The sequence below is a fragment of the Myroides sp. N17-2 genome (assembly GCF_002286775.1).
Taxonomy (GTDB): Bacteria; Bacteroidota; Bacteroidia; order Flavobacteriales; family Flavobacteriaceae; genus Flavobacterium.
Genome location: NZ_NSGJ01000009.1, coordinates 49,885 through 70,325 on the forward strand (window position 1 = coordinate 49,885; position 20,441 = coordinate 70,325).

The following is a 20,441-nucleotide window of genomic DNA, read 5'->3' on the forward strand; positions in this document are numbered from 1 at the left end:
ATCCATTTATACAGTTCACCAAGTCAAAACACCAGTTCACCCATTTACCCCAAAAAGTGATGATGAACCACCTTACATTTGATAAAAATTATTTAACAAATTAATAAAAATTATTATGAAAAAACACTTATCACTCTTAATTATTATACTATTTAGCATCAACTCTTTTGCTCAAGTAGGTCTAGGAACAGCATCAGTATCATATTCGAGACAAGTATCTCTTGATAATCAAAACAACAATGGGTATTACAACAGCAACTCAAACAACTACCCTAATGTAGAAACACTGAAGATCGAAGACTTTATCAACTACCATAAACACCAAATCAAAATACCTTCTGATCAAAAAGTAGCAGTTAGCATCGATTATAACAATGCGATATTTAATGATCCTAACTATGCGTTAGTACAGGTAGGTATCGCTACTCCTCTTGTAAGTTCTAATGCCAAAGTACGCGGAGGGGTAAACATCTCCCTAGTAGTAGACAACAGTGGATCTATGTATGGTCAAAAAATGGAACTAGTGAAGAAAGCATTAAATCACTTAGTAGATAACTTAATAAGTGATGATATCATATCTATCACTACTTTTAGCACAGATGCCCAAGTAGTACTCTCTAGTCAAAAAGTAGGTAATCAAAAAGAAAAAATCCGAAAAGTCATCGATGATATTAGGATTATGGGAAGTACCAACTTAAACGCAGGAATGATGTTAGGATATAAAGAAGCTTTTAAAAACAACGCTAAAAACACTACTTCTAGAGTAATCCTTCTGACAGACGGAGAAACAAATGTAGGAGAAACAAATCACGATAGAATAGTAGACAACTCTGCGAAATACAACCAAGAAGGAATAGAAATCTCAACGATCGGTATCGGTCAATCATTAGATTTTAAACTACTGAGAACGCTTGCTGATAAAGGAAAAGGATCTAACTACTACATCGGCGAAAACGAAGAGGACATCTATAAGGTATTCGACGAAGAACTAGACGCTATCTTATACAGAGTGGGTACTAACCAAAAAGTAGATATCGAACTACCGAGTCAATGGAGCATCGTAACGTGTTATGGATATGACGCTAAAGCAACGATAGTAGCCAATAATAAAATACACTTCGACCTAGAGAACTTAGGAGCTAACTCTACTCGTATCATCTTATTAAAAGTGAGAAAATCTAGTAGCTCTAGAAGTTCTAAAGAGATAGTTGCTAATCTATCTTATCTAAAAGATGGTAGACAAGTGAGAGTAAATGAGGTAAGACTATTCGACAACAATACAGATAGCACAAGCCCTGAGTTAACGAAAAACTACGATATCGCTTATATGGCTAGCACGCTAAAACTTGCAAGTATAGAATCTAGAAGCAATATCGCTAATGCGAACCAATCTATGAATACTATGATCTACGAAATGAGTTCGTCTGACAACTTTAAAGACAGTGACTTCCAACGTGTATATAAAATCGTGGAACAATATAAAACAGGGCAACCAACCCCAACTACTTTTCCTAGAATATTATAGTTTTTCTTTTCGTGTTTAAATAAAATAAATTCCCAAAAAACGCTTACAAAGCACCTTTTACGACTATGTAAAAGGTGCTTTTTTTTATCAAAAATCCCCATCACATATCCACAATCAATATCCGCAGCATATTTCCGCAACGTATATCCACAACACATTTCCGCAATCATTATCCGCAACACATATCCGCAACGCATTTCCGCAATCGTACGGATGTATTACATACATCCAAATAAAACATCCTTGGATGTTTTCATAATAATTATGTGTCGACATTGTGTGATATACATCCACAATCAATATCCGCAACGCATTTCCACAACGGTACGGGCATATTACTATACGCCCAAATAAAACATCCTTGGATGTTTTCATAATGATTACGTATCAATATTACGTAATATACATTGTGTGACGAATGGACGTGATGTGTATCGTGGCTACTAGATAAGATGTATGTAATCATCCCTACGATTGTGTGCCAACATTGTGTGCCAACATTGTGTGCCGACATTGTGTATCAATATTACGTGATATAGATCGTGGCTACTGGATAGGATGTATGTAATCATCCCTACGATTGTGTGCCGAATGGACGTGATGTGAATTACGTGCCGACATAGCGTGATATACATCCCCACAAAACACCCCTATATTATTACCAAAATCACTCTAATTCTTTTAAAAATAGTATTTTTTACTCTTCTCAAAACGAACTATAAAAACCTTTAAAAAAATGGTTCGACAATTACCGAACCACACCACAAACCCAATGACACACAGGGATAAACAAGTTTTATTCGAGATTTGTTCGGGACTCCTTCGGAAGAGGTTCGGAAAAAAGGGCCTTTTTCCGAACAAGCCCCGAACAAACACCAAACTAAACTGCATAATAGCCCGAAAATACTGAGATACAAGCCAGTATTAATCCAAATAGAAACTAAATGAGAAACGCAAAATGAGATTATTTTAACCTTTAAAAAATGGTGTTTTTTAGAGATTCTAAGGAAGGTGAATTTGCTTATTTTTTATATACTTTTTAGGTTCAAAAAGCATTCAGATAGGTTTCTGATTTGAAGCAAAATACAGTACAAAGATACAAAAACAATTAAGAAGTATAAATTAAGAATCAGTGTTTTTATGGCATAAAGTAATATAGACTGCAGTTACCTTTAAAAAAGAAACAAAAAAAAACCAGTACACAGCATTAATATGACACTGTATACTGGTTATAAGATATAAAATAAGCCTTTTAAAAAAGGCTGTAATTACTTAATTTTAGAAGCTAATAGGTAGGTAACAGCCATACGTACTGCTACTCCATTCTCTACTTGATCTAAGATCACGGCTTGCTGTGAGTCTGCTACATCCGAAGTAATCTCTACTCCTCTGTTAATAGGCCCTGGGTGCATCACGATGATCTCTTTATTTAGAGAATCTAATAGTGCCTTATCTAGTCCATACTGCTGTGCATACTCTCGTGTATTAGGGAAATAACTAAAGTCTAAACGCTCGTTCTGAACGCGTAGCATATTCGCTACATCACACCACTCAAGTGCTTTTCTTAAGTCAGACTCTACTTTCACTCCTAGACTCTCGATATACTTAGGGATAAGGGTCTTCGGTCCACATACTTTTACTTCTGCTCCCTGCATCTGTAAAGCGAATATATTAGATAGTGCTACACGCGAGTGTAGGATATCCCCTACGATCACGACTTTCTTACCTGCTACATCACCTAGTTTCTCGCGGATAGAATAACTGTCTAATAACGCCTGTGTAGGGTGCTCGTGTGCTCCATCACCTGCGTTGATAATACTAGCACTAACGTTCTTAGATAAGAAGTGAGCTGCTCCAGCATCGCTGTGGCGCATCACGACCATATCTACTTTCATCGCTAAGATATTATTAACGGTATCGATTAGGGTTTCTCCTTTCTTAACAGAAGACTGAGCAGCAGAGAAGCTGATAACATCTGCAGACAGACGTTTTTGTGCTAATTCGAAAGACAACTTGGTACGTGTACTGTTTTCAAAAAAGATATTAGCAATAGTAATATCTCTAAGAGAAGGAACTTTCTTAATCGGGCGATTAATTACTTCTTTAAAGTGATCAGCTGTTTCGAATATTAAATCAATATCATTCTTAGTGATATACTTAATTCCCAAAAGGTGATTTACGCTTAATTCTTTCATTGTACTTCTAATAGTAGATTTAGGTAGTTAGTTTTTATCAATTTCTTCTAGTAAGACTGCGTCTTCCTGTTCGTGCTCAGACCAGTGTACACGGATAGTCTCTTCTCCGAAGGCATCTACCTGTCTCCCTCTATAATCGGGTTGGATCGGTAGGTGACGACTAAATCGACGATCTATCAGTACTAATAATTCGATCTCAGCAGGACGTCCGAATGACTGTATAGCGGTGAGTGCGGCACGTATACTGCGTCCTGTGTAAAGCACGTCGTCTATAAATACGACTTTCTTATCTTCTACTAAGAAGTCTATTTGGGTTTTATTTGCTTCAAGAGTCTTTTGATTTCTTCTAAAGTCATCGCGGAAGAATGTGATATCTAAGAACCCTAGCGGTATATCAGATATACCATACTCTGTCTTTAGAATATTCATTATTCGCTCTGCAAGAAATTTACCACGTGGTTGTATCCCAATAAGAAGGGTGTTAGAAAAATCAAGATGTTTCTCTACTAATTGACAAGCCAAACGGTGTAGAATGATATCAATCTCTTTTGAAGTAAGTAATACTTTTGGATTCATATATAAAGAGTTGTGTTTGGGGGGTAAATTTACAATTAAATATTGTTTAGTACCATTTTTATATTGTTTTTTTGTGAAGGTGTGATGTTGTGTTTTTGTTGTTTGCCTTTCAGGCATTAAGGGATGTGGATTGTGTGGATGTATGCAATATATTTTGTCGATATGTTTAACCACCCAATACATATCACGTCCATTCGGCACACAATCGTAGGGACGTATTACATACGTCCTACCCAGTAACCACGATACATATCACGTCCATTCGGCACACAATCGTAGGGACGTATTACATACGTCCTACCCAGTAACCACGATACACATCACGTCCATTCGGCACACAATATACATCCACAATACATATCACGTCTATTCGGCACACAATCGTAGGGACGTATTACATACATCCTACCCAGTAACCACGATACACATCACGTCCATTCGGCACACAATATACATCCACAATACATATCACGTCCTGTTAGCACGTAATATACATCCACAATATATATCACGTCCATTCGGCACACAATCGTAGGGACGTATTACATACGTCCTACCCAGTAGCCACGATACACATCACGTCCTGTTGGCACGTAATATACATCCACAATACATATCACGTCCTGTCGGCACACAATATACATCCACAATACACATCACGTCCATTCGACGCGTAATCATTATGAAAACATCCAAGGATGTTTTATTTGGATGTATGTAATACATCCCTACGATTGTGGATATACGTTGTGGATATTGATGGTGGATATTGTTTGTGGATATTGTTTGTGGATGTTGATGGTGGATATTGTTTGTGGATATACGTTGTGGATATTGATGGCGGAAATACGTTGTGGATATTGATTGTAGATATACGTTATGGATTTACTACTAAGATTAATAATCTTTTAAACACAAGTTAAAAACTGTTCACCGTAAACCGATAACCGTTAACCAATTAACCGTTAACTTTTTCTTCTCTTCTCTCTTATCTTTATAATCATATTAATATATTTGAACTACTATTTAAAACAGGAATACAGATGATTAAGTTTAGATTATTAGTTATCATAACACTACTATTCACAGTATCTGCGAGTGCACAGCTTATAAAAGAAGCGCTTCCACTGACTGATAAAGTGATACAAAAAGAGCAATGGATACTACAAGACAAGGATAAAAATATCATACTTCAATGGACTGATACTGCGTTAGAGTTCACGCTTGCGAATAAGGGTATTAATCAAAATCAGGAGAGAACTGTCTATGCTAAGATACCAATTAAGCAAGTCGAAGTCAATGCGGATGAGTATACTTTACAAACTGGGGCGACAGAGTTCTTGCCTACTTTTGTTCAAATACAATGGTCTCAAGAGGATCAAGAGTTCTTTAGGGTATTAGAGAATAGCACTATTACGATTAGTGGTGCTGAAGATGTCATCACGCTAAAAAAAGGAATGGATACGAAGTATAAACTGTATTCTAATAACCTTGATCGATTCTATAAGTTTGTCTCACGATTTGACTGGGGATTGATTGCTTTAAACAGGAATTCGGATAAACTCCCTAAGATGGTTACTTCATTTGACTTTGAGAACCGAGTGATGACAGGTACGATAGATAATGTCCCTTTTGTTGCTCAATTTGATGTTTCTTATAGTCAAAGTCAGTTCTCTTTTCACAGTATAACCTTTCATGCAAAGCACAAAGGTGGAAAAAGGGTAAAACGCAAAGATCTCAAAAGAGTAACTGATAAGTATGCGAAGTACTTTACTTCTAAGGTATATCACTATGATATCGCTGAGCAGACGCTTAATTTTTATCAAGGTGATCAGTTGGTGTTAATGTTTGGGTTTATGCCTAAACAGGAGTAGTATGTTTTTTTTGTGGATATGCTGTATGGATGTGTAATGTTGGCAGGTAATTAACCACCCGCCCATTTGGCACGTAATCCATATTACGTTCATTCAGCACGTAATCATTATACCGTTGTGGAAATGCGTTGTAGATAATGATTATGGAAATGCGTTGTGCAGATGATTGTGGAATGTCAACATATAATCGTTATGAAAACATCCAAGGATGTTTTATTTGGACGTATGTAATACGTCCCTACGATTGTGGATATGCGTTGTGGATGATGATTGTGGAAATGCGTTGTGGATGATGATTGTGGATATACGTTGTGGATTTGTATTGCGGAAATGCGTTGTGAAAATGTGTTGTGTGGATATTGATGGCGGATAATATGATTGATAATTATGAACGTAAATTGACAGGTATAGCATATTATATCGATGCGATTATAGATGATGATTTAGTGTATTGATAATATTTTGCTTATAAATTGGGATATTCATCAAGAATCACTATCTTTTCACAATCGTTATATCCGTATCTCTATGAAATACAAAAACATAGTTATCAATCATTTATGTATTCATAACTTAACATAGAGCAGTACAAAAACTATTTGATTTTAGAATTATTTTAATATTTATTATGAAAAAATACGCTACAAGTTTATTTCTTTGTTTAACAAGCTTAGTAACTTTTGCGCAACAAGGCTCTACAGATTCTCAAGAAACTCATCCATTAGCTCCCGATGGAATATGGAATGTTAGATGGGTATTACAAGATAGCAGTACACCTGGTGTATTAAAACCAACGGATAAACACATTATGCTTAATCGCACGAATGGTTCTACTATTACAGGTTTTGCTGGATGTAATGTATTCGAGTTACCTGTATCAAGAACAGCTGTTGATTCAAAAGGAGTGCATATGACTACTCGTTTTGCTACCAAAACAGGGAAAGAGTGTGCTAATCAAGAAGCTTATACTGAGAATAAATTCTTAAAGCGTATCTCTAATGGTACTATCACTTTTAATGAGACTGAAGGGCAGTTACACTTACTTACTAAAGATAAAGTGAAGTATATATTCGCTGATGAGAAACTAGAGAAGTCTGCTAAAGATGTTCGCCGTTATGACTGGAAGTTAGTTCAACTAGATGGTGAAACAGGAGGAAATTACAAACAGTGGATTACTTTTGATTTTCATTATTACGTAGTAAAAGGTGGAACAGGCTGTGCTAAGTTTGAAGTACCTTTCACATTAGATGGAAAGAATAATACGATTACCTTATTTGAAGTAAACCAAGACGATGCTAAATCTTGTGGAAATAGTCAAGACAATGCAACGAAAGATCACTTCCTTAAATACTTCGATAATTCAACGTATCAATTTAATGTAGCTGACGAAACATTAAGTATCTACCAAGGAGGTAAGATCGTAATGAAATTTGATCAAGTTAAGAAAAACACCCTTAAGTAATATCTAAAGCCTGTCCAAGTGACAGGCTTTTTTGTTTACTATACAGTTACGTCGCATCACTCTAGCTATAGTAATATCCGTTAAAGAAAGATTAAGTTAGAGAAGTAAACCTTTTATAATCAATAAAAGTTCTAAATTAGTAGGCTAAATAACAGTATAGTTTTATGAAAGCTTTAATTTTTAATGGTTCTTTAGATGAAGAAGCATTCCGTACATCGCGACGCATTGCACAGTATTATACAGATCAGTTCATAAATTCTAATATTGAAGTACGACAGATTCACTTATCCGATTTTGAGATTCCTATATTCCAAGCGAAGCTAATGGATAATATCCCATCGGATGTTATCACCTTTGCAGATGCTTTTCGCGAAGCAGACGTAATGATTTGGCTTACTCCCCTCTACCACGGTAGTCTAACAGGAGTAATGAAGAATGCAATAGATTGGTTAGAAATAACAGCCAAAGACTCACCTGCTTACTTGACTAATAAAATAGTTGGGTTTACTTGTTGGTCAGCTGGTAATCAAGCCATGCAAGGTATACAAGCGTTAGATAACATCGCTAAGGCACTTAGAGCGTGGTCTCTGCCTTATGCTATACCTATTAGCAATTCTGATTTGTATGAGAATAACGACCTCTCTGAGGTGTATAAAAAGAAGATGTCGATGCTGACAGATCTATTAATAGAAAGTCAATCGCGATAACAAATTAAACCCACATTACGCATTAGCCAAATACTACAAAGCAATTCTACTTATAGCTCTTTCATTAGCTCTAAAACCATACTATAGTATGCTTGTATTGTTAATTCAGACCTATTTTGAATAATTACTTTTCGTCTATCTGTCTATCGCATAATTTAAATTTAAAAAAAGCCTATTTGAGTTTCAAATAGGCTTTTTTACTACAAAGAAAAAGAGAGGCACCCCTGCCTCTCTTTTCCTATAAAACAATTTGAAAAACACCTTATTCGGACCCCACTAAAGTCCTTTTCTTTAATTAACACTTCTCATTTAAGTACATAAAAAACCCTCTTCAAGCTTTCAAAAAAAAAATTTCTTTTTCATAAGCAATAATATAAAGAATTAAATCAAGCTTAGAAGAGGGTTATAAATTTAAAAGCCTTTATACATCATCAACCTTTTAAAAGGTGATTATATATTGACAATAAGACTTTCTGTTGATGCAACGTTATATTATATAGATGTGATTAACTTGGCTACAGTTGATGTTTCTAATGACTATGAAAAAATACTATTACTAAGAATAATAAAAAATAAACATCTAAAAACCACTCTATTTAACAAACTCTTTTACATCAATAATATGTTGTTATGTTTTTTGTACAGGGCAAATATATAAATGTTTTCACCCCCTGCAAACCCTCTAAATATTGCCATTTTATAGCAAATTCACCAATTGTAGTTTTACTAAAAACAATAATCACCAATTACAAAAAACAGTTTCTTTATGATAATTTTCACAATTAACAAACACTAAATCCCCCCACATTAAAATATAAAAAACACAATCATTCTTCATGAACTTCACAAATTAACTAAACTTAATACCCTAAATAACAGTATATACCTTCAGCTACTACATGCAGTCTATTCACTATTCGTGAACCCTAAAAACACAATATTTAACTTATAATTAACATAAATTATTTAACTCTCACATCAATAATCAGGAATACAATCTATCAAATACAATAAAATATAATGCCCATAAACCCAGATTCCGCATTAGCCAAATACTACAAAGCAATTCTACTTTATAGGTCTTTCATTAGCGCTATAACCATACTATAGTATGCTGAAATCACTAATTCAGACCTATTTTGTATAATTACTTTTCGCTTATCTGTCTATCGCTGATTTTGGGTTTAACGCAAAAAGGCAGTGAATCATCACTGACTCACTGCCTTTCTCTTTAATCAAATGTTATTATCGTTGTAAAATAATAAATTCTGATCGTCTATTCTGTGCATCTTCCCATTCAGTACACGGTGCACATTCTACTTTTAGTTCTTGTGATCCGTATCCTTGAGATTCTAATCTACTATTCTCTATTCCTTGAGAGACGATATACTCTAATGTAGCTTTAGCTCTCTCATTAGACAGCTTTAAATTATAAGCAGGACTACCTTTGCTATCTGAGTGAGAGTTAATCTTAATTCTCATAGCAGGATATCTCTTCATTACTTTTACTAACTTATCTAACTCAAACTTACTATTCTCTGTAATCTCTGTTTGATTAAAGGCAAACTGTATATCTCCTAGTTCGATCTTATCCTTTCCGATTACTAATTCGTCTAATGGTCTTAATAATACATCTATCGTCTGCACTCCTGCTTCAGCATTAGCAGTGATATCAATAAGTTCGTCTAAGTAATCAGGATGAGAGATTTTTACTTTATACGTCTCTTTACATTTAATCTCTCCTCTAGCCATTCCACTTCTGCTAGATACACCTTTATCTTCTACTATTCTTCTCGTATTAATAAACTCTACTTTAGCATCTGCTACAGGTTGATTAAAGCCTTTGCTCTTCAGCATCGTTCTAAACTCAACAAAACAAAGAGGAAATGCTTTATAGATATCCGTACGTCCTATCCTATCCGATGAGAACAACCCCATCTCTTTAGCGGGATAGTAACTAAACGCAAAGTCGTTCTTAGCTGTATTAATAGGTTCTCCTAAGTTGGCAGGTGTACTCACTGTATTACTTAGATCTACTACATACACATCCATTCCTCCATACCCCCCCCATCGATCAGAGGCAAAGTACATTTTATTATCTGAGGCAATAAATGGATAATCATTACGAGTACCTGAGTTGATTGTTGATCCTAAGTTCTCAGGTGTGCCAAACTCATCATCTTCTAAGATAGGTGTACGCCATATATCTAACTCTCCATAACTACCTGGCATATTAGAGGCGAAGTATAAGAACTTGCCGTCAGGTGATACAGCAGGATTCGTATACATATATCCCGCACGAGTGAAACGCATTGGTTTTATCTTCTTCCATTTGTCTTTCTTCTTCTGTGCATAGAATAGACTCATCAGATGATCTCTCTGCTTCACCTTATCATTTCGTCTAAACTTGCGATTGCGGTAGGCTTCAGAAGCGAAGTACATACGCTTACCATCTTTAGATAAGACGGTAGTACCATCATTAAAACGTCTATTAACACGCCCTTTGATACGCGCTACTCCTTTTATAGGTTCATACTTATCTTTAAACTCCGCTGTGTATAAGTCAAAGTTAGGCTTGCGTTCCCATTTATCTCTTACTTCAAATATCTTGCGCATCCACTTCTTCTCTTGCTTGGTTCTATTAGAGACAAAATAAAGTGTATCTCCTGGGCTTAGCCATGCTCCATAATCATCGTACTGAAAATCGTTAAGTCCTGATTCCTGAAACATATAATTAGGCTCCCTATCCTTTAGTGCTTTATGTGCATCAGGTTTGGCTAAAAAGTCCTTCGCTCTAGAGTCAGTAGGTGCTTTAGAAGTAAACTGCTGCATCATGTCCTTAGCTGTTTCATAACGACCATTGCGTTCCATAACCTTTGCATACTTATAGTATACCTCAGGCTTCAGCGTAGAGTCATTCTGATCTATAGCCTTGCCATAATATCTAGATGCATCTATATCTTTATGTAATCGATCGTAACAATCTGCTAACTGCAAGTAAATATAGTTAGCTGTACGCTTACCATTAAGTAATCGTTTATACTCCTCTGCAGCTTTTGTATACTCCGTATTTTTATAATACTTGTCAGCTCGCTTTAAGCTAGGTTTCTTTTTTGCTTGTACAGTGATACTCAAACTGCACAGTAATACCATCAGGAAAATCCTCATATCTCTCTATTATATAGATGAATAGGTATAAATATACTCTATTCTTACTAATCATTAATCAAAAATACTCTTTTAATTACTTATTATACTAACGCTTTTTCTGTAAATTAGTTGTCTGAACAGACAAAAACTTTCCCAATGAACATTCAACTAAAAAAAGAATTCCTTTCTTTATACGATACCTTTAAACAAGAAGACGCCCAAAAAACAGATAGATTAGACAAATGGCGTAATATAGAGCCTGAATCTGCTGAGTTTATCTCCCTATTAGTCAAGACTAAGAATGCACAGAAAATACTAGAACTAGGTACTTCAAATGGCTTCTCTACACTGTGGTTAGCAGAGGCTGTATCTCACACTAAAGGAGAAGTAATCTCTATCGATATCGAAAGAGACAGAACGAATAAAGCTTTTGAGAACTTAAAGCAGTTCAACTTACAGTCTTATGTTGAGTTATTGACTTACGATGCGGGGCAGTACTTAGCTGATACTACACTTCATTTTGATATGATATTATTAGATGCAGAACGCAGTTACTATACAAGCTACTGGAAAGACTTAAAACGCTTATTAGACGAGAACGAATCAAACTTATTAGTGGTAGATAATGTAGTCTCTCACGAAGAAGAGGTAAAAGAGTTTATCGACATGATCAAGGAAGATGAGTATAAAAAAGTGATCCTTCCTATAGGAGCAGGATTATTATTAGTGAGTAAACAATAAGGTTATTATAAACAAAAAAGCGTGAATTACTTCACGCTTTTTTGTTTATTTCTATTCTGATATAACTAATTTATCTTCTTTAAATTCTCCAAGTACCTTTAAGTATCTCGTAGCTTTAGCGACTTCCTCTATTGCCTTATAGTACAAATCATAGTCTTGATTCACTAACACTACATTAGCGTGAAAAGAATACTGAAACACACTTCCTGACAAAGGAATCGACTGTATTTTACTCAAGTTTAGATCGTGAGAAGCAAGTATCTCTAATACTTTATTCAAACTTCCCTTTTGATGATCTGTATAAAAGAATAGGGATGCTTTATTAAACCCCTCTACTTTCTTAGGCTCTCTACTTAACAAATAAAAGCGAGTATAGTTATCAAATACATCGTGGATATTATCTGCTAATATCTCCAGATCATACATCTGTGCAGCTAATGAAGATCCGATAGAGGCAACGCCTGTTAACTGATTCTGCTGAATATTACGCGCGCACGTTGCGGTATCATCCATCGCTAATCGTTTCCAATCTGTATACTGATCTAAGAAATTCTCACACTGTAATAAAGCCATCGGATGTGTACGTACTTCCGTGATATCGTCTAACTTCTGTCCTTTTAAGGCTAACAAATGATGTTTAATCGGTAGGGCTATTTCCCCCAAAATATACAGGTCATTCTTAGTCAACAAGGAATAATTTGGTAATATCGACCCTGCGATAGAATTCTCTATAGCCATCATACCATAATCTACTTCTTTACTTACTACTTGTTTTACTAACGAATTAAAAGTAGGACTATCTACTATCTCTACTTGTTCTGGATTAAAGAACTTACCCACTGCTTCGTGGTGAAAAGATCCTTTAATTCCCTGAATGACTACTGACTTCATATTCTAATAATTTATTGGCTTGTGGTCTCACTTCACGTGAACTATCAAAGTTATAAGTTTCTGATTATTATCAAAGGTTTTATTTATGTGATTTTGTGATTCTGGTTTTTCGGTTTTTTGTTCGATACAATTTCCTTTTATAAGTCTATATAGTCATTGAAAGGTGGGCAGTTGACGGTGAACGGTTTTTAACTTGCGCTTAAAAGAGGATTACACTTATGAAAGGAAAATGTGGTGGGTTATTTTGATAGTTTACGGTTGACTGTTTACAGTGAACGGTTTTTAACTTGCGCTTAAAAGAAGATTACACTTATGAAAGGAAAAGTGTAATGGGCTAAAAATGATATATATATTGTCGTGACCAAGTAGCCACAATATATATCACAACCATTCAGCACACAATCGTTATAAAATATTATTATTACACAGAAGTTACCTTATCTTTATAAAAACATTCTTACCCTATGAACATCACCATCAGACCATATCAAACAACAGATAAACAAGAGCTACTAGATATCTTGCAACTCAATGTCCCTACTTATTTTGCACAAGATGAAGTCGCTGACTTGGCAGAATACCTAGATCAGTATCTAGACCTATACTTCGTTGCTATAGATAATAATAGAATTATAGGAGCCGCAGGGGTCAATAGAGATTTTGATAAAGAGTCAGCAGCATTAAGTTGGGGATTCTTACATCCTGACTATCACCGCAAAGGTGCCGGTTCGCTACTGCTAAAACATCGACTAGAGATACTAACTCAAGATAAGAGAATCAAAACCATACAAGTACGCACCTCACAGGTAGTCTACAAGTTCTTTGAGAAACACAACTTCAGTTTAATTGAAGTTCAGCAGGACTATTGGGCTCCAGGGCTAGATATGTATGTAATGCGCTATCATTCGTAATTATGCGTTAAAAAATAAACTGTTTAAAAATCGTTTTGTACTTTCACATCAATTTAAAACTCAACTCACTATGAAAAAGTTATTGGCAATAGCTACTGTTTTAGCTTTCGCACCAACATTTGCAAATACACACCTTACAAATATTAATACCAAAACACCCATTATGACACAAGCCCCAAAAGACAAAAAGAGTATTTACCAGTTTAAAGTAACTGACCTTTCAGGTAATGAATTTGACTTCGCTACGCTTAAAGGGAAGAAAATAATGATCGTAAATACAGCTTCTGAATGTGGATTAACTCCTCAGTACAAACAACTTCAAAGTATGTATAACGAGTTCGGAGGAGACAACTTTGTTATCGTTGGTTTCCCTGCTAATAACTTTGGATCACAAGAACCAGGTAGCAATGAAGAAATCGCTACTTTCTGTGAGCAAAACTACGGTGTATCATTCCCAATGATGAACAAAATATCTGTCAAAGGAGCTGATATTGCACCTATCTATGACTTCCTAACGAAGAAATCTAAAAACGGACTAGAAGACAGCGAAGTAACGTGGAACTTCCAAAAATACTTAATCGACGAATCAGGTCACCTAGTTAAAGTTATCAGCCCTAGAACACTACCTGACGATCCAGAAATCAAAGCTTGGGTTAAGACAAAATAAGTTGGTTTACCTATTCAATACAGCTCGTTTGTTCGTATATTTGGGTTTTACTTTTTAATTATGAACTATCCACAAATAGAACTAGCACAAAGCATTATTGAAATTTGTAAAGCAAAGAATATTCAACATATAATCATATCACCAGGATCACGTAACGCACCTTTAACCATAGGGTTCGCTAGTGATCCTTTTTTTACTTGTTATAGTTTAGCTGACGAACGCTGTGCAGCATTCTTCGGTATGGGTATCGCTCAACAAAGGGAGTTTCCCATAGCCCTAGTCTGTACATCAGGATCAGCACTACTAAACTACTACCCAGCAGTGGCAGAAGCATTCTACAGTCAGATACCGATGATCATCATCTCTGCTGATAGACCTACCTCTAAGATAGACATCGGAGATGGACAGACTATCAGACAGCGCAATGTCTATGAGAATCACATTATCTATAATGCCAATCTATCTGAAGAAGCTAATCAAGAGAATGATATCCTTATTAATAATGCCATTAATACTGCGATAGCTCAGAAAGGACCTGTGCATATCAATGCTCCTTTTGAAGAGCCGTTATACAACACAGTAGATACACTGACTGTGTCCCCTACTCTCCTAGAGATAGAGGAACTACCTCTTCAGTTTACAGAATATGACCAATATATAGCAGACTATAAGGCTGCCTCTAAAAAACTAGTATTGGTTGGAGTTAATAACCCAGGAGTACTGAGTGATGCTGTCATTGATTGGTTAGCAAGTGATCCTTCTGTTATCGTGATGACAGAAACGACTTCTAACCTACACCATCCTACTTACGTAGAGCACATCGATAGGATTATCACTACTTTCTCAGAAGAGGACTTCCTAGCTTTCCAACCAGATATATTGATTACGTTCGGAGGAATGATTGTAAGTAAGCGTATCAAAGCTTTCTTGCGCAAATATAAGCCTGCTCAGCATTGGCATATAGATACGTTAAGACACTATGACACGTATAATGCGCTAAATAAAACCGTATTAGATACACCTGAGAACTTCTTCCAAAGCATCAAAGAACACGTTCTTCCAAGTGTTGAGTCAACTTATAACCCTTGGATACAAGCTATCGTAGAAGCTCGTCTAGAGAAACACAATGCCTATCTAGAGACTATCCCATTTAGTGATCTGAAGGTATTCGAGATATTATTCGCTCATCTACCTCAACAGACACAATTGCAAATTAGCAATAGCTCTGCTATCCGATATGCTCAATTAATCAAAATAGATGCGTCTAATGACGTTTATTGTAATAGAGGAACTAGCGGAATAGATGGTAGTACTTCTACGGCTATAGGTGCTGCTGTAGCTTCTCATAAGCCTACATTACTAATCACAGGAGATATTGGTTTCTTATATGACAGCAATGGGTTGTGGAATAACTACATCCCTGCTAACTTTAAGATACTATTACTGAATAATGGTGGTGGTGGTATTTTTAGAATATTACCAGGCCATAAAGAAACGCCTGTATTCAATACTTTCTTTGAAACAAGTCACAGCCTGACTGCGGAGCATCTAGCGAAAATGTACAAGTTTAATTACCTTACCGCACAGAATGAAGAAGAGCTTAACACAGCGTGTAAAGCGTTTTTTGAAGCAAATAATTCACCTTGTATCCTAGAAGTATTTACGCCAACTGAGATTAATAATACAGTTTTAAGTGTATATTTTCGCAATATGTAATTTTAACAACCATTAATTCACACGTATTGATATTTTGCGTATCTTGTCCTCAATAAAAAAGAAAATTATGAGTAAAAGAGACGAATTAATTCAAAAGTACGCTGCTGATTTAAAAGAAAAGTGTGGTGTAACAGCTAATATGGACTTATTAACTGCTGTAACTATCGGATGTGGGCCATCTATTTATAACCAAGATTCATCTACTGTAGCAGGTTCTTCAGAATCTGAATTAGCTACTGTAAAGAATAACTTTTTAATTAAAAAGTTAGGTCTTAAAGACGGACCAGATTTAGATAAAGGTATTCAAGCTGTGATGGACAAATATGGTCAATCAAACAAGCATAAATACAGAGCAGTTGTATATTATTTATTAACTGTACACTTCAAAAAAGAAAGTGTTTACAAGAAAAAATAATGTAACATAGTTATATGTACTTTAAAAGGAGTTGTTTTTAGGAGCAACTCCTTTTTTTATACACATCACGGATTGCAAATCCGCGACAGCAAAGTTGTGATGGGGTGTAAATACACGTCACGGATTGCAAATCCGCGACAGCACAGTAGTTGAACGAAAAAACAACTTCACAAAAAAACAACTTCACAAAAAAACAACTTCACAAAAAAACAACATCACAAAACCACAAAAAAACGCTTAAGAAAGTCTAATTATCTTTTAAAGGAGTAATACTCTCCTACAAAAAAACAACATCACAGAAAAACAAAATCACAAAAAAACACTAAACCCTAGTGTACACTTTGTTTCCTTTATAGAAAGTTGCTTCTCTATCAGGAGTGCGGGCTACTGCCTCAGCAGAACAACTTGCTTTAACCAAGACGAAGTCTGCCGAATCACCTACTTTAGGCCATTGGCGTTCTCCATTCTCACTTAAAGGAAGTATTTGATCCTTTGTTGCTATTTGCAATGCTCTACTTAATCTCAACTCATCTGTCCAGCCATAAAGTTCTGCACAATGCTTCGCTTTCTCTAACATATCACAAGATCCAAAAGGTTGCCAATGATCAACGATACTGTCTGTACCTGTCATAACACTTACCTTATGCTTATAAAATGTCGGAATAGGCATCATAGAGCGCCCTAGAGGCACTGTTGATATTACTCCCACTCCATTAGCACTCATCTGCTCTGATAGAACAGCTAATTCCTTTGCTTCTATTTGTCCTAGTGCAAAACCGTGACTTATATAAGTACGCCCTTGTAAGGCTTTATTTGCTTCTACCTGTTTTAAGATATACTGTATCGCGGGAATACCTGTCTTAGCTCCCTCGTGTAGATGTATATCTATTCCCTTGTTATAATCTAAAGCCACCTGTATCATAATATCAAGAGACTTCTCCATATTACCATCTACCGTAGTGGGATCAAGGCCTCCGATAAAGTCAACACCTAACTGCGCTGCCTCTCTTAACAAGGCTTCACTCTCTGAATATACAATACCGTGTTGTGGGAAGGCAACTATCTCACTTCCTATCACATTCTTCTTGTTCTCCAGTGCTATCTTTAGATTCTCTAAACTCTTCAGTCCGCTTGTAGGATCTACATTTGTCTGACATCTTGCAAAATATGTCCCTTGACTATTCATTAGATCAATTGCCATTTCGGCCTTTTCTACTGACTTGACTAATAACCCAGGTATTATTCTGCGTTCTAAATCAATCATATCCTTTACCGTTCTACCTGGTTTATGTTCACCATACCAGCGTTCTCCGTAGAATGTCTTATCGATGTGAATGTGCATATCTCTAAAGCCTGGTAATAGTAAGAACTTACCCCCATCTATCTTAGGGATATCATAACTCTTAGTACCTGCAATATCTATAGACACGATCATCCCCTTAGCAATATGAAGATCATATAAAGATGTCTTAGTAAACCTTACTTGACCTTGGTCATTATAATCAAACCCATCTTCAAGAAGTACATTGATTAACACGAACTCTTGACCGTGCGTTTTATCGCTTCCCTTCTGTGATTGCTCTTCAGAAGAGTTAAAAGAGGTCATAAACAATCCACCTGCTGCGGCAGTCGTTAAACCTAGAAACTGTTTTCTATTCATTTGACATAAAGTATTAGGACTTATTTGGCTCCAGCTTGTTTAAGTAGAGTTATAATAGCGGTATATTTTCTATTGATTGCGTGTTGTAAAGGAGTTATTCCATCTGCATCAGGAATATTAACATCCACACCACCTTTGATTAGTTCATCCACAATAGCGATGTGCACAGCTCCACCATTGCTTAAGACAATAGCTTCCATAAGGGCTGTCCAACCCAATCTATTAACGTGATCGATAGGATAATTAGGATAGTTAACGAGTACTTTGACTACTTCTAGATGCCCCTTCTCTGCCGCGGGAATAAGTGCACTCCCATTATAGCGATTAAAGATAGCGAAGTCAGCACCGTGCTTTAAGGATAGTTGTACTATTTCTAAATTGCCTTCAGCGCCAGCGTATAAAAACGGACTGTTAAGCACTTTATCTTGAGCATTTACATTTGCACCTGCTTCTATTAGCAACTTGGCAATAGCGTTGCGTTCTAAGTACACAGCACTCATTAAAGGAGTTTCTCCCTTAGCATTGCGTTGTTCTAAATCAACATTACTTTTGAGTAAACGCTGAATTAGAACAACATCATTCTGCTTTATTGCATTATATATTGAATCTTCTTTCATATCTACAACTTCTTTTGCGTTAGTATCATCAGATGAATTGCAGGCCATAACAGTCCCGCCTATCATTCCAATACATACCAATAAAGCTACTCGTCTTGCCTTTCTCATATTTCTTTGATTTAGTTAGTAATAATAACCCACTTGACAAAGATAGAAGCGCAGACAGAAAAGAAGTTGTATTATCTTTAAAGATTATTGGACTTTTTATAACTTGTTCTAAATTCTCCAGGAGTCATACCCATCTGTTTCTTAAAGAAGTTATTAAAGTAACTTGTATCGTTAAACGAAAGTGAAAAAGCAATCTCTTTTACAGATGTATTCGTTGTTATCAAAAGTCTCTTCACCTCTAACAACATCCTATTCTGAATAAGTGACCCTGCATTAGTTCCCAACACTTTCTTACATAGTATATTTAAGTAATTAGGTGTAATCTTTAGTATCCCTGCATAGAAAGCAACACTACTTTGCTCTCTGAAGTGTATTTCTAATAACTCCTCGAACTTTAAGATATTCTTATCTATACTCTGAGAGTCTACTCCCTGATGATAATTAGAATAATCCTTATGAAGGTGTTTTAATAGCAAATGAAAAGACAGTAGCGAAATCTCTCTATCAATAGTCAGGTTCTTAGCCAACCTACCCTCTAATTCATTGAGGTCCGCTTTATACTTCTCAAAAGCATCTTTTGATAATAACATTTGGTTAGGTGCACCAAGTTGAAAGTAAGCTAAAGGGCTATATGATGTATTTAAAGACTGTAATATCGTAGGCGAGAACATTAGCTGATAACCTATAGTATGGTTCTCTAATAGCCAATAATGGACTTGTTGCGGTCTAAGGAAGAATACTTGATAATTTACAACATCTATTCTCTCGAAATCGATATCGTGGAAACCTCCTCCTTCTTCTACGAAGAAAATAAAGTAAAAGTCATGCTTGTGGGGAGCAATGAGATCATTCTTTCCTTTCTCTATATGTTTAAATAATGTAATGTCAGAAGTATCTTCCCCAAGGATAGTAGAGGTCGACAGTGTTTTGATTTTGGTAGTTTTCTTCACGTGATTAGTATGGTTAATTACTTTTGTTTGTCATTATTAGTCGCTAAAAATAATCAAAACAACTGTATGTTAAACTATTTTTAGTTAAAACATAGCAAACTTCACGTATTGAGAATATTTTAAATAGAAAAGTAACTATCTTTTAGTACAACGACCCATTATAAACGCCTTTCTTAAACCCAGAATCAGCGATAGACAGATAAACGAAAGGCAATTATACAAGATAGGTCTGAATTAGTGATTTCAGCATACTATAGTATGGTTATAGAGCTAATG

16 protein-coding genes are annotated in these 20,441 nt (G+C 35.7%); 9 read left to right on the top strand and 7 right to left on the bottom strand.

Annotated features, from left to right (window positions below):
- Positions 1 to 115: 115 nt before the first annotated feature.
- The gene (locus CF599_RS06100; RefSeq protein ID WP_121965161.1) at positions 116 to 1,525 is read left to right on the top strand and encodes a VWA domain-containing protein; all 1,410 of its coding nucleotides are present in this window, start codon (positions 116 to 118) and stop codon (positions 1,523 to 1,525) included.
- Positions 1,526 to 2,793: 1,268 nt separating this feature from the next.
- Here the strand turns inward: CF599_RS06100 and CF599_RS06105 are convergent.
- Positions 2,794 to 3,720, bottom strand: a complete 927-nt coding sequence (locus tag CF599_RS06105) for an aspartate carbamoyltransferase catalytic subunit (protein WP_121965162.1) — start codon at positions 3,718 to 3,720, stop codon at positions 2,794 to 2,796.
- 27 nt (positions 3,721 to 3,747) lie between these two features.
- Positions 3,748 to 4,296 (bottom strand): bifunctional pyr operon transcriptional regulator/uracil phosphoribosyltransferase PyrR, encoded by a 549-nt coding sequence (gene pyrR, locus CF599_RS06110; protein ID WP_121965222.1) that lies wholly within the window; start codon positions 4,294 to 4,296, stop codon positions 3,748 to 3,750.
- Between the two features lie 1,043 nt (positions 4,297 to 5,339).
- Here pyrR and CF599_RS06115 point away from each other — a divergent pair.
- The 3 genes from CF599_RS06115 (at position 5,340) to CF599_RS06125 (ending at position 8,339) form a co-directional block, all read left to right on the top strand.
- Complete coding sequence (locus tag CF599_RS06115) at positions 5,340 to 6,170, top strand: hypothetical protein (RefSeq protein ID WP_121965163.1); 831 nt, start codon at positions 5,340 to 5,342, stop codon at positions 6,168 to 6,170.
- A gap of 628 nt (positions 6,171 to 6,798) precedes the next feature.
- Positions 6,799 to 7,632 carry an META domain-containing protein gene (locus tag CF599_RS06120; protein ID WP_121965164.1) on the top strand — a complete coding sequence of 278 codons (834 nt, stop codon included), beginning with the start codon at positions 6,799 to 6,801 and terminating at the stop codon, positions 7,630 to 7,632.
- 164 nt (positions 7,633 to 7,796) lie between these two features.
- Entirely contained in the window at positions 7,797 to 8,339 is a 543-nt protein-coding gene (locus tag CF599_RS06125) for an NADPH-dependent FMN reductase (RefSeq protein ID WP_121965165.1), read from the top strand.
- A 1,245-nt stretch (positions 8,340 to 9,584) separates the two neighbouring features.
- Here the strand turns inward: CF599_RS06125 and CF599_RS06135 are convergent.
- Positions 9,585 to 11,507: an OmpA family protein gene (locus tag CF599_RS06135; RefSeq protein ID WP_121965166.1), complete on the bottom strand. Its 1,923-nt coding sequence runs from the start codon at positions 11,505 to 11,507 to the stop codon at positions 9,585 to 9,587.
- A gap of 138 nt (positions 11,508 to 11,645) precedes the next feature.
- Here CF599_RS06135 and CF599_RS06140 point away from each other — a divergent pair, with 138 nt between their 5' ends.
- Positions 11,646 to 12,230 (top strand): O-methyltransferase, encoded by a 585-nt coding sequence (locus tag CF599_RS06140; protein WP_121965167.1) that lies wholly within the window; start codon positions 11,646 to 11,648, stop codon positions 12,228 to 12,230.
- A 51-nt stretch (positions 12,231 to 12,281) separates the two neighbouring features.
- Here CF599_RS06140 and CF599_RS06145 read toward each other — a convergent pair whose 3' ends face one another.
- Complete coding sequence (locus CF599_RS06145) at positions 12,282 to 13,121, bottom strand: prephenate dehydratase (protein ID WP_121965168.1); 840 nt, start codon at positions 13,119 to 13,121, stop codon at positions 12,282 to 12,284.
- A 464-nt stretch (positions 13,122 to 13,585) separates the two neighbouring features.
- Here CF599_RS06145 and CF599_RS06150 point away from each other — a divergent pair, with 464 nt between their 5' ends.
- The 4 genes from CF599_RS06150 (at position 13,586) to CF599_RS06165 (ending at position 16,830) form a co-directional block, all read left to right on the top strand.
- The gene (locus tag CF599_RS06150) at positions 13,586 to 14,032 is read left to right on the top strand and encodes a GNAT family N-acetyltransferase (protein WP_121965169.1); all 447 of its coding nucleotides are present in this window, start codon (positions 13,586 to 13,588) and stop codon (positions 14,030 to 14,032) included.
- 70 nt (positions 14,033 to 14,102) lie between these two features.
- Positions 14,103 to 14,699, top strand: a complete 597-nt coding sequence (locus tag CF599_RS06155; RefSeq protein WP_121965170.1) for a glutathione peroxidase — start codon at positions 14,103 to 14,105, stop codon at positions 14,697 to 14,699.
- 60 nt (positions 14,700 to 14,759) lie between these two features.
- The gene (menD, locus tag CF599_RS06160) at positions 14,760 to 16,415 is read left to right on the top strand and encodes a 2-succinyl-5-enolpyruvyl-6-hydroxy-3-cyclohexene-1-carboxylic-acid synthase (RefSeq protein ID WP_121965171.1); all 1,656 of its coding nucleotides are present in this window, start codon (positions 14,760 to 14,762) and stop codon (positions 16,413 to 16,415) included.
- Between the two features lie 67 nt (positions 16,416 to 16,482).
- Entirely contained in the window at positions 16,483 to 16,830 is a 348-nt protein-coding gene (locus CF599_RS06165) for a DUF2853 family protein (RefSeq protein ID WP_121965172.1), read from the top strand.
- A gap of 322 nt (positions 16,831 to 17,152) precedes the next feature.
- On the opposite strand, the gene CF599_RS06170 is transcribed toward CF599_RS06165, so the two are convergent.
- The 3 genes from CF599_RS06170 to CF599_RS06180 all read right to left on the bottom strand — a co-directional run bounded on the left by CF599_RS06170 (position 17,153) and on the right by CF599_RS06180 (position 20,165).
- Positions 17,153 to 18,490, bottom strand: a complete 1,338-nt coding sequence (locus tag CF599_RS06170; RefSeq protein WP_121965173.1) for an amidohydrolase — start codon at positions 18,488 to 18,490, stop codon at positions 17,153 to 17,155.
- Positions 18,491 to 18,510: 20 nt separating this feature from the next.
- Positions 18,511 to 19,215, bottom strand: coding sequence for an ankyrin repeat domain-containing protein (locus CF599_RS06175; RefSeq protein ID WP_121965174.1), 705 nt, complete (start codon positions 19,213 to 19,215; stop codon positions 18,511 to 18,513).
- A 77-nt stretch (positions 19,216 to 19,292) separates the two neighbouring features.
- A complete protein-coding gene (locus tag CF599_RS06180) occupies positions 19,293 to 20,165 on the bottom strand; it encodes an AraC family transcriptional regulator (RefSeq protein ID WP_121965175.1) in 873 nt (290 codons plus the stop codon).
- Between the last annotated feature and the right edge of the window lie 276 nt (positions 20,166 to 20,441).